Source organism: Streptomyces sp. NPDC050485 (assembly GCF_044458185.1).
Lineage (GTDB): Bacteria > Actinomycetota > Actinomycetes > Streptomycetales > Streptomycetaceae > Streptomyces.
The window spans coordinates 129,911-144,370 of the sequence record NZ_JBITHR010000016.1 but is presented as its reverse complement, the minus strand read 5'-3'; the positions used below and the strand labels follow the sequence as shown (position 1 = coordinate 144,370).

Below are 14,460 nucleotides of genomic sequence, written 5' to 3'. Positions count from 1 at the left end.
GGCTGCGGACCGTGCGTAGCTGGTCGCGCAGTTCCCCGCGCCCCTGGCAGGGCGCATCGCCAGGCGGGGTCGAGGGGCGCAGCCCCCGTGGGGAAATCAGCCCGCTGCCACCGACGCGGCCAAGCGCGGCGACGCGTACTCCGTGCCGCACACGAACCGCATCACCGGGCCGAACGACGCCGCCGCCGGAAGGCCGGTGAAGTAGAGGCCGGGGACCGTGGACTGGTACCCCGCGTCCAGGACCGGCGCACCGCGCGAGGTCGACAACTGGGTGCGCAGACCGTGGCCGAGGAAGTCGAGGGCCGCGACGTCCATGCGGTAGCCGGTCGCGGCCATGACGTGGTCGGCGGACAGTTCGCGCTGGGGGCCGGTGCCACCGCTCAGGGTGAGCACCGGACGCCCGTCCTCGACGCGGGCCCGCACGATGCGGCGGCCGTCGGTCACCGCCACCCGCCCCGTGAAGCGCTCGCGCAGCCACCAGGCGCCCAGCGGACCCAGCACATTGCGCACCAGGTAGTGCCGGGCGGGCGGGGGCAGCTGGCGGAAGTGGGTGGCGTGGCGGGAGAAGGCGTACAGCGACCAGGCCCGCCCGAAGGGCGAGTTGGGGCTGAACCGGGGCTGGTGGTCGGGCGCCGCGCCGAACCGCACCGCACCCTGCGCCCGCGCCACGATCCGTACGCTCGCACCCGCCTCGGCCATCAGCACCGCGTTCTCCAGGGCGGACTGGCCGGCCCCGATCACCAGCACCTCCCGGCCCGCGAACACCGACAGGTCGCGGTGCTGGGCGGCGTGCGAGACGGGGCCCGTCGCCGACGGGCCGTCCGGGACGGCCGCGGCCAGTTCGCGCGGCAGCCGGGCCAGGCCCGAGAGCCCGGTCGCCACCACGACCGCCCGCGCCTCGAAGCTCTCGCCGGAGTCCAGCTTCAGCGCGAACGCGCCGCCGGGCATCCGGTCCACCGAGACCACCCTGACCTGCTCCAGATCGGGGAACAGCTTCGCGGCGAACCACTGCCCGTACGCCGCGAAGGCCTCCACCGGGATCAGATCCCAGTCCGATTCGAGCCGCCGCGCCCCGGTGTCCGCGCAGAAGTCGAGCAGCCCGGTGCCCTGCTGCGGCGCGTCGATGCTGGAGGCGACCGGCGTCGACTTGAGGACCATGCCCGCCGGCATGTGCTCGCGCCAGCTCACCATCGGCGAGCCGAAGACACGCACCGGTATGCCCCGGGCGCGCAGATGGGCGGCGGTGGACAGGCCGAACGGCCCCGCCCCGATGACGGCCACCGGACGTGTCGCAGTGCTCACTTGCAGTCCCCTTCTCGGCGTGTGGCTCGCTGTGCGGCGGCACCGACTGCGGTTCCGCGCACGGCAGTTCAGCGGTTCGTCTACTTCGTCACTGCGCGGCGGTTGCTCCGCCAGAGCCGGTACAGATGCTGTGCACCGGGGCGTACAAAGCGGGCCATCATCGTGAAGAAGGGTCTGAGATCGTCCCGCGCGACCCACGCGAGCTCGGTGCCGGTCGGGCGCTCGGGCGCGTGGGGGGTGGTGTAGCCGCTGCGCCGGTAGGCGAGCAGCGCGGGCAGGTCGATGTTCTCGACCACGTAGCGGTGCCCCGCCCGCTGTTCGCCCTCCGGGACCCGGCGGCCCGTGAGGTGGAGGTGCTGGGCGCGGATGACGTCGACGCCCGCCTCGCTCTCGAAGAGGCGGAACTGCGCGCCCATCCGGGGGTTGAAGTCCAGGAGCTTGTACCGGCCGTCCCGCCGGTCGAAGCGCAGATCGAGGTCGACGATCCCGGTGAAGCCGATCCGCTTGACGAACTGCTCGGCCAGCGCGGCGAGTTCGGGATTGTCCACGACGTACGCGTTGGCCGTCATCCCGGCGTGCGGCGGCCAGGAACGCACCTTCACCCCGGTGAACAGGGCGAGCGGGGCGGAGTTCTCGTCGAAGTAGGCGTGCACGATCCAGTCCTCGGCCTGCTCGCGCGGCAGGTACTCCTGGAGGATCACCCCGGGGTGCTCGCCCCAGCCGCGGGCGAGCGCCAGCAGATGCGCGCGGTCCTCGATGCGCGTGGTGCCCGGCACGGCGGGCCTGCGCCGCCGCACGAAGGCCTCCCGGTTCTTGGCGACCACCGGGTAGCGGGCGTGCCGCGCGAAGTCCTCGACGTCGGCGTACGTATCGGGAAAGGCGGCCGCCGGGGAGGGCACCCCGTGCTCCACGCACAGCTCGTGCAGACCTTGCTTGCTGGCCAGGCGCCGGGGCAACTCCGGGGCCACGGGCGGGAAGAGGAAGAGATCCGCGAGCTCCTTCTGGTGCTCGGCGATCAGCACTGCCGCCTCTTCGTCGGTGGGGATCAGCACGGCCGGCCGCCCGATCCGCCTGCCGATCCTGACCAGCCCGTCCACCAGCGCGGCCGGCTCCTCGGTGCCGGTCGTCGGCCAGGCGAACGCGCGCTCCAGGTATCGGGAGTGGGCCGCCGGCGTCCAGCGGTCCTCGGTGATCGCGTACATCGGCACACCCAGTCTGCCGAGACTGCGGATGGCACCGACCCCTCCGTGGTGCAACGGATAGTTCCCGAACTTCACCAGAAGTCCCGGTACGTCCCGGTCCAGCCTGAACAGCACGCTCCTGCTCGTCACCAGTCCCCCCTCGGGACAGAGAGCCCGCACGCCCCGCAGGGCATGCCGACCCCCTCGCCGGTAATGCCCCGGACAGAGACGCTACGGGGGAACGACCGCATCCGGAGACGGAATTTCCGGACATTGCGAACTCTTTAGGCACTGCCGTCCCGAGCACCGCCGACGTAACGTGTGACCCACACCCGTGGAAAGCGAGGCAGGCACCGATGTCCGAGCAGAGCCCGCTCGAACTGGCCGAGGGCGACCCCTTCGGCCCGCACAATCTCCCCTACGGCGTCTTCTCCACGCCGGACCGTCCGGCCGACCGGAGGGTCGGCGTCCGCATCGGCGACCACGTCCTGGACGCGGGAGCGGCGGCGCACGCGCTGGGCTCCCCGTACGCGGCACTCCTCGCCAAGCCGAGCCTCAACCCGCTGCTCGCGGCGGGGCGCACGGCCTGGCGCGATGTGCGCCGGGCGCTCACCGCCTGGGTGACGGTGCCCGCGCACCGGCCGGTCATAGAGCCCCTCCTGCACCCGCTGTCCCGCGTCGAACTGCATCTGCCGTACGAGGTCGCCGACTACGTCGACTTCTACGCGAGCGAGCACCACGCCACGAACGTGGGGCAGATCTTCCGCCCGGACGGCGCCGCGCTGACCCCCAACTGGAAGCACCTGCCGATCGGTTACCACGGCCGGTCGGGCACGGTGGTCGTGTCGGGGACGGAGGTGGTACGTCCGCAGGGCCAGCGCAAGGCTCCGGCGGATCCGGCGCCCGTCTTCGGCCCGTCCACCAAGCTGGACATCGAGGCGGAGGTCGGCTTCGTGGTGGGAACGCCCTCGGAGCTGGGGCGGCCGGTGGAGCTCGGGTCCTTCGACGACCACGTCTTCGGCCTGTTCCTCCTCAACGACTGGTCGGCGCGGGACATCCAGGCCTGGGAGTACGTACCGCTCGGCCCCTTCCTCGGCAAGTCCTTCGCGACCTCGGTGTCGGCGTGGGTCACCCCGCTGGAGGCCCTCACCGCGGCCCGCACCGCCCCGCCGGCCCGCGACTTCCCCCTGCTGCCCTACCTGGACGACTCCGCGGAGGAGGTTCCCGGGGGCTTCGACCTCCGCATCTCGGTGGCGATCAACGGCACGGTCGTCGCCGAGCCGCCGTTCTCCTCGATGTACTGGACTGCCGCGCAGCAACTGGCCCACATGACGGTGAACGGCGCGTCGCTCCGTACCGGGGATGTGTACGGCTCGGGCACCGTGAGCGGGCCCGAGCGCTCGCAGCGGGGCTCGTTGCTGGAACTCACCTGGAACGGCACGGAGCCGCTGGAACTGCCGTCCGGGAAGCGGACGTTCCTGGAGGACGGCGATGTGGTGACCCTGACAGCCTGGGCCCCGGGCCCGGACGGCGTACGGGTGGGGCTGGGCGAGGTGACGGGCCGGATCGTGGCAGCGGGCTGAGCTCTTTCCCCACCCCGCCCCGAAAATCAAGCCCCTCATGGGGGTCCCGGTCCCCCCTGGCCCTTCAGGCCTTGGGGGAGTTTGAGGAGCGGGGGTCCGGGGGCAGAGCCCCCCACGCGGCGGAGCCGCGTAGAGTCACAGCGGGAAGGGGCGGGGTGGGGAACTACTCCAGCTCGGCCAGCACGGACAGCACACCCTCCCCATACTTCGCCCGCTTGTTCTCGCCCACGCCGCTGATCGTGCCCAGCTCCGCCAAGGAGCCGGGCCGCACCGTCGCGATCTCCCGCAGCGTCGCATCGAGGAAGATGATGTACGCCGGAACCCCCGCCTCCTTCGCCTGCGCCGCCCGCCACGCCCTCAGCGCCTCGAACACCGGCACCGCGTCCTCGGGCAGATCAACGACCGCGGCCTTCTTGCCGGCGGAACTCCGCGCCGCCCGCACCGGCTTCTCCGGCTCCGTCCGCATCCGGACCTCCCGACGGCCGCCCAGCACCTCCCCGCTCGGCTCCGTCAGGACCAGCGTCCCGTACTCCCCCTCCACCGCCAGCAGCCCCAGGGCGAGCAACTGCCGCACCACACCCCGCCATTGGGCCTCGGACAGGTCCGCCCCGATGCCGAAGACGGACAGCGCGTCATGGTCGAACTGGATGATCTTCGCGGTCTTGCGGCCGAGCAGAATGTCGATGATCTGGCCCGCACCGAACTTCTGGCCCCGCTCGCGCTGAAGGCGTACGACGGTGGAGAGCACCTTCTGCGCCGCCACCGTGCCGTCCCAGGTCTTCGGCGGGGTCAGACACGTGTCGCAGTTGCCGCAGCTCTCGGCCGAGGCCTCCTGGCCGAAGTAGCCGAGCAGCTGGGCCCGCCGGCACGAGGCCGTCTCGCAGAGTGCCAGCATCGCGTCCAGATGCGCGGCCGCCCGGCGCCGGAACGCCTCGTCGCCCTCGCCGCCCTGGATCAGCTTCCGCTGCTGGACGACGTCCTGGAGCCCGTACGCCATCCAGGCCGTCGAAGGCAGCCCGTCGCGGCCCGCGCGGCCGGTCTCCTGGTAGTAGCCCTCGACCGACTTGGGCAGGTCGAGGTGGGCCACGAACCGTACGTCCGGCTTGTCGATGCCCATGCCGAAGGCGATGGTCGCCACCACCACCAGGCCGTCCTCCCTGAGGAAGCGCGCCTGGTTGACGGCGCGCGTCCCGGAGTCGAGCCCCGCGTGGTACGGAACGGCCCGCACCCCGTTGTCGCTCAGGTACTGCGCGGTCTTCTCCACCGAGGCGCGCGAGAGGCAGTAGACGATTCCGGCGTCCCCGTCGTGCTCCTCCTTGAGGAAGGCGAGCAGCTGCTTCTTCGGGTCGTTCTTCGGCACGATCCGGTACTGGATGTTCGGCCGGTCGAAGCTCGCCACGAAGTGCCGGGCGTCGGGCATGCCGAGGCGCTGGGTGATCTCGCGGTGGGTGGCGTCCGTGGCGGTCGCGGTCAGCGCGATGCGCGGCACGTCCGGCCAGCGCTCGCCGAGCAGGGACAGGGTGAGGTAGTCGGGGCGGAAGTCGTGGCCCCACTGGGCCACGCAGTGCGCCTCGTCGATCGCGAAGACGGAGATCTTGGCCCGCGCGAGCAGGTCGAGGGTGGCCTCCACGCGCAGCCGCTCGGGCGCCAGGTACAGCAGGTCGAGCTCGCCCGCGAGCAGCTCGGCCTCGACGGTGCGGCGCTCGTCGAAGTCCTGCGTGGAGTTGATGAACCCGGCGCGCACGCCGAGCGCTCGCAGCGCGTCCACCTGGTCCTGCATCAGGGCGATGAGCGGTGAGACCACCACGCCGGTGCCGGGTCTGACGAGCGCGGGGATCTGGTAGCAGAGGGACTTTCCGCCGCCGGTCGGCATGAGCACGACGGCGTCGCCGCCGGCCACGACGTGCTCGATGACCTCGCCCTGCGCGCCGCGGAATGCCTCGTACCCGAAGACGCGGTGCAGCGTCTGCCGGGCCTCGCTCTCCGCGGCCACCGTCTGCGTCCCGCCCGTCCCGCTCATCGCTCTGTCCCCCGCACTGGTCCGTCGACTGCCTCACCGTTCACCCCAGCAACGATAGGCGCCCGGGCCGACACCCCGCGAAGTTATCCACAGGCCGGTGGTCGCCTGCGGCGCAGAATTCCCCCTACCCGGGAAAAAGCAAAAGCCCCGGCGCCAAACCTCCGCACCGGGGCCCCGCCAACCGCACGACACCTACCGCACAAACACCCCCGCGCTGTGCGCCAGATCCAGGAAGTACTGCGGCGCCACGCCAAGGACCAGCGTCACCGCAACCCCCACCCCGATCGCCGTCATCGTCAGCGGCGAGGGAACCGCCACCGTCGGCCCGTCCGCCTTCGGCTCGCTGAAGAACATCAGCACGATCACCCGGATGTAGAAGAACGCGGCGACCGCCGAGGACACCACACCGACCACGACCAGCGCCCCGGCACCCCCCTCAGCCGCCGCCTTGAACACGGCGAACTTCCCGGAGAACCCGGACGTCAGCGGGATGCCCGCGAAGGCGAGCAGGAAGACCGCGAAGACCGCCGCGACCAGCGGCGAACGGCGGCCCAGGCCCGCCCACTTGGACAGGTGCGTCGCCTCACCGCCTGCGTCCCGGACCAGCGTGACGACGGCGAACGCCCCGATCGTCACGAAGGAGTACGCCGCCAGGTAGAACAGCACGGACGAGATACCGTCCGCGTTGGTCGCGATGACACCCGCCAGGATGAACCCGGCGTGTGCGATCGAGGAGTACGCGAGCAGCCGCTTGATGTCGGTCTGGGTGATCGCGACGACCGCGCCGCCCAGCATCGTGATGATCGCGACGCCCCACATGACCGGCCGCCAGTCCCAGCTCATGCCGGGGAGTACGACGTACAGGAGGCGGAGCAGCGCGCCGAAGGCCGCGACCTTGGTGGCCGCCGCCATGAAGCCCGTCACCGGGGTCGGGGCGCCCTGGTAGACGTCCGGGGTCCACATGTGGAACGGCACCGCGCCGACCTTGAACAGCAGGCCCATCAGGATCATCGCGCCGCCGATCAGCAGCAGCGCGTCGTTACCCATGGTGCCGGCGAGCGCCGGGTCCACCGTCTGCACCGAGCCGCTCACCACGTCCGCGATCGTGGCGTACGAGACGGAGCCCGCGTAGCCGTACAGGAGCGCGATGCCGAACAGCAGGAAGGCGGAGGAGAACGCGCCGAGCAGGAAGTACTTGACCGCGGCCTCCTGCGACATGAGCCGCTTGCGGCGGGCCAGCGCGCACAGGAGGTAGAGGGGGAGCGAGAAGACTTCCAGGGCGATGAAGAGCGTCAGCAGGTCGTTCGCGGCCGGGAAGACCAGCATCCCGGAGATCGCGAACAGGGCCAGCGGGAAGACCTCGGTCGTGGCGAACCCGGCCTTCACGGCGGCCTTCTCGCTGTCGCTGCCCGGCACCGAGGCCGCCTGCGCGGCGAACGAGTCCACCTTGTTGCCGTGCGCCACCGGGTCCAGGCGCCGCTCGGCGAAGGTGAAGACCGCGACGATGGAAGCCAGCAGGATCGTGCCCTGGAGGAAGAGCGCCGGGCCGTCGACCGCGATCGCACCCATGGCCGCGATGTGCGCCTTGGTCGTGCCGTAGCCGCCGGCCGCCAGGCCGACCACCGCGGCGAAGGCGGCGGCGAGCGCCACCACCGACAGGAACACCTGCACGTAGTAGCGGCCGCGGCGCGGGACGAAGGCCTCCACGAGGATGCCGAGAACCGCCGCGCCCACCACGATGAGCGTGGGCGCGAGCTGGGCGTACTCGATGTGCGGCGCCGGGATCTTGTCCAGCTTTCCGCCGGCCGCCGTGGTCCACAGGCTGTGGACAGCTGATGTGCTCACTTGGCCGCCTCCACCACCGGGTTGGGGTCCTTCTTCTGTACGTCCGACATGGTCTGCCGCACCGCCGGGTTGACGATGTCCGTCAGCGGCTTCGGATAGACGCCGAGGAAGACCAGCAGCGCGATCAGCGGGGCGACCACGAGCAGTTCGCGGACCTTGAGGTCCGGCATGCCCTGGACCTCCGCCTTGACCGGGCCGGTCATCGTCCGCTGGTAGAGGACGAGGACGTACAGCGCGGCCAGCACGATGCCGAGGGTCGCGACCACACCGGCCGTCGGATAGCGGCTGAACGTGCCGACCAGGACCAGGAATTCGCTGATGAAGGGCGCGAGGCCGGGCAGTGACAGGGTGGCGAGGCCGCCGATCAGGAAGGTGCCGGCCAGGACCGGGGCGACCTTCTGCACCCCGCCGTAGTCCGAGATGAGCCGGGAGCCGCGGCGCGAGATCAGGAAGCCGGCCACCAGCATCAGCGCGGCCGTCGAGATCCCGTGGTTGATCATGTAGAGCGTGGCGCCGGACTGGCCCTGGCTGGTCATCGCGAAGATGCCCATGACGATGAAGCCGAAGTGCGAGATCGAGGCGTACGCCACCAGGCGCTTGATGTCCCGCTGGCCCACCGCGAGCAGTGCCCCGTAGATGATGCTGATCACCGCGAGGACCACGATCACCGGCGTCGCCCACTTGCTGGCCTCCGGGAAGAGCTGGAGGCAGAAGCGGAGCATCGCGAAGGTGCCGACCTTGTCGACCACCGCGGTGATCAGCACGGCGACCGGGGCGGTCGCCTCACCCATCGCGTTGGGCAGCCAGGTGTGCAGCGGCCACAGCGGGGCCTTCACCGCGAAGGCGAAGAAGAAGCCGAGGAACAGCAGCCGCTCGGTGTTGGTCGCCATGTGGAGCGAGCCGTTGGCGCGGGCCGCGACGATCTCGCTCAGCGAGAACGAACCCGCCACGACGTACAGGCCGATGACCGCGGCCAGCATGATGAGGCCGCCGACCAGGTTGTAGAGCAGGAACTTGACGGCCGCGTACGAGCGTTGGGTCGCCGCCGCCTCGTCGCCCTGGGCATGGGCCCGGTCGCCGAAGCCGCCGATGAGGAAGTACATCGGGATGAGCATGGCTTCGAACAGGATGTAGAAGAGGAAGACGTCGGTGGCCTCGAAGGAGAGGACCACCATCGCCTCGACGGCGAGGATCAGGGCGAAGAAGCCCTGCGTCGGACGCCAGCGGCTGCTGTGGGTCTCCAGGGGGTCGGCGTCGTGCCAGCCGGCCGCGATGATGAACGGGATCAGCAGCGCGGTGAGCCCGATGAGGGCGACCCCGATGCCGTCCACGCCCAGTTCGTAGCGGACGCCGAAGTCCTTGATCCAGGCGTGCGATTCGGTCAACTGGTAGCGGGCGCCGCCCGGTTCGAACCGTACGAGCTGGATCACGGAGAGCACCAGGGTGCCCACCGAGACCAGCAGGGCCAGCCACTTGGCGGCGGTCCGCCGGGCCGCCGGGACGGCCGCGGTGGCGACCGCGCCGAGCGCCGGGAGCGCCGCCGTCGCGGTAAGGAGGGGGAAGGACATTGCGTTACACCGCCCTCATCAGCAGAGTCGCGGCGATGATCACCACAGCACCTCCGAACATCGAGACCGCGTAGCTGCGGGCGAAGCCGTTCTGCAGCTTGCGCAGCCGGCCGGAGAGCCCGCCGACCGAGGCGGCGGTTCCATTGACGACTCCGTCGACCAGACTGTGGTCGAGGTAGACGAGCGAGCGGGTGAGGTGCTCGCCGCCGCGGACCAGGACCACGTGGTTGAAGTCGTCCTGGAGCAGGTCGCGGCGGGCGGCCCGGGTGAGCAGCGAGCCGCGCGGGGCGACGGCCGGGACCGGCCCCCGGCCGTACTGGGCGATGGCGAGGCCGACGCCGAGCAGCAGGCAGACGACCGTGGCGCCGGTGACGGTCCACTGGCCGACCGGCGAATTGCCGTGGTCGAAGGAGGTGATCGGCTCCAGCCACTTCACGAACCGGTCGCCGATGCCGAAGATGCCGCCCGCGAAGACCGAGCCGAAGGCGAGGACGATCATGGGGATCGTCATGGACCTCGGGGACTCGTGGGGGTGGACCTCCGCCGCGTCCCACCGCTTCTCGCCGAAGAAGGTCAGGATCATCACGCGCGTCATGTAGTACGCGGTGATCGCGGCGCCGAGCAGGGTGACCGCGCCGAGGATCCAGCCCTCGGTGCCGCCCTTGGCGAACGCCGCCTCGATGATCTTGTCCTTGGAGAAGAAGCCGGACAGGCCGGGGAAGCCGATGATGGCGAGGTAGCCGAGCCCGAAGGTGGCGAAGGTGACCGGCATGTACGTGCGCAGACCTCCGTACTTGCGCATGTCCACCTCGTCGTTCATGCCGTGCATGACGGAGCCCGCGCCGAGGAAGAGCCCGGCCTTGAAGAAGCCGTGCGTCACCAGGTGCATGATCGCGAAGGCGTAGCCGATCGGACCGAGGCCGGTGGCCAGGATCATGTAGCCGATCTGCGACATCGTGGAGCCGGCCAGCGCCTTCTTGATGTCGTCCTTCGCGCAACCGACGATCGCACCGAACAGGAGCGTGACCGCGCCGACGACCACGACCGCCGTCTGGACATCGGGCACCGCGTTGAAGATCGCGCCGGAGCGGGTGATCAGGTAGACGCCCGCGGTCACCATGGTCGCCGCGTGGATCAGGGCCGAGACCGGGGTCGGGCCCTCCATCGCGTCGCCGAGCCAGGACTGCAGCGGCACCTGCGCCGACTTGCCGCAGGCGGCGAGCAGCAGCATCAGGCCGATGGTGGTGTTGCGGCCCCAGCCCGTCTCACCGGTCTCGTTGAGGACGGTCGAGAAGGCGAACGAGCCGAAGGTCGTGAACATCACCATGATGGCGATCGACAGGCCCATGTCGCCGACCCGGTTGACCAGGAAGGCCTTCTTCGCGGCGGTCGCCGCGCTGGGCTTGTGCTGCCAGAAGCCGATGAGCAGGTAGGACGCGAGGCCCACGCCCTCCCAACCGACGTACAGGAGCAGGTAGTTGTCGGCGAGGACCAGCAGCAGCATCGCCGCGAGGAACAGGTTGAGGTAGCCGAAGAAGCGGCGGCGGTTCTCGTCGTGCTCCATGTAGCCGACCGAATAGATGTGGATCAGGGTGCCCACACCGGTGATCAGCAGGACGAAGGTCATCGACAACTGGTCGAGGTGGAAGCCGACATTGGCCTGGAAGCCCTCGACCGGCACCCAGCTGAACAGGTGCTTGGTCAGCGTCCGGTTGTCGGACGAGCGGCCCAGCATATCGACGAAGAGCACCGCGCCGATGACGAAGGACGCGCCCGCGAGCAGCGTGCCCAGCCAGTGGCCGATCCGGTCCAGTCTCCGTCCGCCGCACAGCAGGACGGCCGCTCCGAGCAGAGGCGCCGCGATGAGCAGCGCGATGAGGTTCTCCACGATTCAGCGACCCCTTACAGCTTCATCAGGCTGGCGTCGTCGACCGAGGCCGAGTGGCGGGAACGGAAGAGCGACACGATGATCGCGAGCCCGACGACGACCTCCGCGGCGGCGACGACCATCGTGAAGAACGCGATGATCTGGCCGTCCAGATTGCCGTGCAGCCGGGAGAAGCAGACGAACGCGAGGTTGCAGGCGTTGAGCATCAGCTCGACGCACATGAAGACCACGATCGCGTTCCGCCTGATGAGCACTCCGGCGGCGCCGATGGTGAACAACAGGGCCGCGAGATAGAGGTAGTTGACCGGATTCACTTGACCGCCTCCCCGTCCCGGCCGAGCCGCTCCTCGGAGCGCTGCTCCAGGGCCTTGAGGTCGGCGAGCGCTTCGTTCGACACGTCGCGGATCTGGCCGCGGCCGCGCAGCGTCTGGTTGACGGTGAGTTCCGAGGGCGTGCCGTCGGGCAGCAGGCCCGCGACGTCCACCGCGTTGTGCCGGGCGTAGACGCCGGGGGCGGGCAGCGGGGGCAGGTGCTTGCCGCGTACGCGCTCCTCGGACATCTCACGCTGGGTCTTGGCGCGCTCGGTGCGCTCCCGGTGGGTGAGCACCATCGCGCCGACCGCCGAGGTGATGAGCAGGGCGCCGGTGATTTCGAAGGCGAAGACGTACTTGGTGAAGATGAGGGTCGCCAACCCCTCCACGTTTCCATTGGCGTTGGCCTGGCCGAGGCCGTTGAAGGTCTTCAGCGAGGCGTTGGCGATGCCGGCGATGAGGAGCACTCCGAAGCCGAGCCCGCAGGCCGCGGCCCACCAGCGCTGCCCCTTGATGGTCTCCTTCAGCGAGTCGGCGGCGGTGACGCCGACCAGCATGACGACGAAGAGGAACAGCATCATGATCGCGCCGGTGTAGACGACGATCTGGACGACGCCCAGGAAGTACGCCCCGTTGGCGAGGTAGAAGACCGCCAGGATGATCATGGTCCCGGCGAGGCAGAGCGCGCTGTGCACCGCCTTCTTCATGAGGATGGTGCACAGGGCGCCGATCACGGCGACCGTGCCGAGCACCCAGAACTGCAAGGCCTCCCCGGTGGAGGTGTGCGAGGCGGCCGCGGCGAGCGACATCATGCCTCCACCCCCTCGGGACGCTCGCCCTGGGAGCGGGCGACCTGGCGCTCGGTGCCGGGCGCGGCTTCGGTGACCAGGCCGCGGTAGTAGTCCTGCTCGTCCATGCCCGGGTAGATCGCGTGCGGGGTGTCGACCATGGTGTCGTCGAGCCCGGCGAGCAACTGCTCCTTGGTGTAGATCAGGCTCTCCCGGGAGGAGTCGGCCAGTTCGAACTCGTTGGTCATCGTCAGCGCCCGCGTCGGGCAGGCCTCGATGCACAGGCCGCACAGGATGCAGCGGGCGTAGTTGATCTGGTAGACCCGGCCATAGCGCTCGCCCGGCGAGTAGCGCTCCTCGTCCGTGTTGTCCGCGCCCTCCACATAGATGGCGTCGGCCGGACAGGCCCAGGCACACAGCTCGCAGCCGATGCACTTCTCCAGACCGTCCGGGTGCCGGTTGAGCTGGTGGCGGCCGTGGAAGCGCGGCGCCGTGGTCTTGTGCTGCTCCGGGTACTGCTCGGTCAGCCGCTTCTTGAACATGGCCTTGAAGGTCACGCCGAAGCCGGCCACGGGGTTCAGGAACTTGTCCCCGGACACGTTCGTGGAATCCGCAGACCCCGCGGGCCCTGTCGGTTCGATCGATTCAGACACCGTCGCCCTCCCTTCCTTCTCGGTCACTGTCAGTATCCGCCCCGCCACTGACAATCAACTCGCGCTCCTGGCGCGGCCGTCGGCGGGGCACCGGCGGGAGGGTCTGTCCGGGCAGCGGCGGCACCGGGAATCCGCCGGCCATCGGGTCGAACGCGGCGGGCGGCGCCTTCGCCTCCTCGGCCTCCTTCTTGCCCCGGAACACGTCCGCGACGAAGGAGAGGAGCAGCACCGCGACGACCGCGCCGCCCACGTACAGCACGATCTTCGAGAAGTCGTAGCCGTCGTTGCGCAGCGCCCGTACGGTCGCGACCAGCATCAGCCAGACCACCGAGACCGGGATGAGGACCTTCCACCCCAGCTTCATCAGCTGGTCGTAGCGGACCCGGGGCAGCGTGCCGCGCAGCCAGATGAAGAAGAAGAGCAGCAGCTGGACCTTGATGACGAACCAGAGCATCGGCCACCAGCCGTGGTTCGCGCCCACCCAGAACGTGCTGATGGGCCAGGGTGCGCGCCAGCCGCCGAGGAAGAGGGTGACCGAGACGGCCGAGACGGTGACCATGTTGACGTACTCGGCGAGCATGAACATCGCGAACTTGATGGACGAGTACTCGGTGTTGAAGCCGCCCACCAGGTCGCCCTCGGACTCCGGCATGTCGAACGGGGCCCGGTTGGTCTCGCCGACCATCGTGATGATGTAGATGATGAACGAGACCGGCAGCAGCACGATGTACCAGCGGTCGCCCTGCGCCTCCACGATCTTCGAGGTCGACATCGACCCCGAGTAGAGGAACACCGAGGCGAAGGCCGCGCCCATGGCGATCTCGTACGAGATCATCTGCGCGCAGGAGCGCAGACCGCCGAGCAGCGGGTACGTCGACCCGGACGACCAGCCCGCGAGGACGATGCCGTAGATGCCGACCGACGCGACCGCGAGGATGTAGAGCATCGCGATCGGCAGGTCGGTGAGCTGCATCGTGGTGCGCTGGCCGAAGATCGACACCTCGTTGCCCGCGGGCCCGAAGGGGATCACCGCGATCGCCATGAACGCGGGGATCGCGGCGATGATCGGGGCCAGGACGTAGACGACCTTGTCGGCCCGCTTGACGATGACGTCTTCCTTCAGCATCAGCTTGATGCCGTCGGCGAGCGACTGGAGCATGCCCCAGGGCCCGTGCCGGTTGGGGCCGATGCGCAGCTGCATCCAGGCGACGACCTTGCGCTCCCACACGATGGAGAACAGCACGGTCACCATCAGGAACGCGAAGCAGAAGACCGCCTTGACGACGACGAGCCACCAGGGGTCGCGGCCGAACATGGAGAG

General features: G+C 69.8%; 11 protein-coding genes. 1 reads left to right on the top strand and 10 read right to left on the bottom strand.

Going from position 1 to position 14,460, the window contains the following annotated elements:
- Positions 1 to 96 precede the first annotated feature (96 nt).
- Entirely contained in the window at positions 97 to 1,302 is a 1,206-nt protein-coding gene (locus tag ACIBK6_RS28930) for an FAD-dependent oxidoreductase (RefSeq protein ID WP_399054333.1), read from the bottom strand.
- 80 nt (positions 1,303 to 1,382) lie between these two features.
- Positions 1,383 to 2,618 (bottom strand): ATP-grasp domain-containing protein, encoded by a 1,236-nt coding sequence (locus tag ACIBK6_RS28925; RefSeq protein WP_399054390.1) that lies wholly within the window; start codon positions 2,616 to 2,618, stop codon positions 1,383 to 1,385.
- 221 nt (positions 2,619 to 2,839) lie between these two features.
- On the opposite strand from ACIBK6_RS28925, the gene fahA reads away from it, so the two are divergent.
- A complete protein-coding gene (gene fahA, locus ACIBK6_RS28920; RefSeq protein WP_399054332.1) occupies positions 2,840 to 4,066 on the top strand; it encodes a fumarylacetoacetase in 1,227 nt (408 codons plus the stop codon).
- Between the two features lie 163 nt (positions 4,067 to 4,229).
- On the opposite strand, the gene recQ is transcribed toward fahA, so the two are convergent.
- The 8 genes from recQ to nuoH form a co-directional block, all read right to left on the bottom strand.
- Positions 4,230 to 6,086 carry a DNA helicase RecQ gene (gene recQ, locus ACIBK6_RS28915; protein ID WP_399054331.1) on the bottom strand — a complete coding sequence of 619 codons (1,857 nt, stop codon included), beginning with the start codon at positions 6,084 to 6,086 and terminating at the stop codon, positions 4,230 to 4,232.
- 192 nt (positions 6,087 to 6,278) lie between these two features.
- Positions 6,279 to 7,931, bottom strand: coding sequence for an NADH-quinone oxidoreductase subunit NuoN (nuoN, locus tag ACIBK6_RS28910; protein ID WP_399054330.1), 1,653 nt, complete (start codon positions 7,929 to 7,931; stop codon positions 6,279 to 6,281).
- The gene (locus ACIBK6_RS28905; protein ID WP_399054329.1) at positions 7,928 to 9,499 is read right to left on the bottom strand and encodes an NADH-quinone oxidoreductase subunit M; all 1,572 of its coding nucleotides are present in this window, start codon (positions 9,497 to 9,499) and stop codon (positions 7,928 to 7,930) included. Before ACIBK6_RS28905 ends, nuoN begins: the two co-directional genes overlap by 4 nt.
- 4 nt (positions 9,500 to 9,503) lie before the next feature.
- Positions 9,504 to 11,387, bottom strand: coding sequence for an NADH-quinone oxidoreductase subunit L (gene nuoL, locus ACIBK6_RS28900; protein WP_399054328.1), 1,884 nt, complete (start codon positions 11,385 to 11,387; stop codon positions 9,504 to 9,506).
- A 14-nt stretch (positions 11,388 to 11,401) separates the two neighbouring features.
- Entirely contained in the window at positions 11,402 to 11,701 is a 300-nt protein-coding gene (nuoK, locus tag ACIBK6_RS28895) for an NADH-quinone oxidoreductase subunit NuoK (protein WP_100578793.1), read from the bottom strand.
- Positions 11,698 to 12,507, bottom strand: a complete 810-nt coding sequence (locus ACIBK6_RS28890; protein ID WP_399054389.1) for an NADH-quinone oxidoreductase subunit J — start codon at positions 12,505 to 12,507, stop codon at positions 11,698 to 11,700. The genes nuoK and ACIBK6_RS28890 overlap by 4 nt, the downstream gene beginning before the upstream one ends.
- Positions 12,507 to 13,085, bottom strand: coding sequence for an NADH-quinone oxidoreductase subunit NuoI (gene nuoI, locus ACIBK6_RS28885; RefSeq protein ID WP_399054327.1), 579 nt, complete (start codon positions 13,083 to 13,085; stop codon positions 12,507 to 12,509). Before nuoI ends, ACIBK6_RS28890 begins: the two co-directional genes overlap by 1 nt.
- Positions 13,086 to 13,131: 46 nt before the next feature.
- Complete coding sequence (gene nuoH / locus ACIBK6_RS28880; protein ID WP_399054388.1) at positions 13,132 to 14,454, bottom strand: NADH-quinone oxidoreductase subunit NuoH; 1,323 nt, start codon at positions 14,452 to 14,454, stop codon at positions 13,132 to 13,134.
- Positions 14,455 to 14,460: the final 6 nt, after the last annotated feature.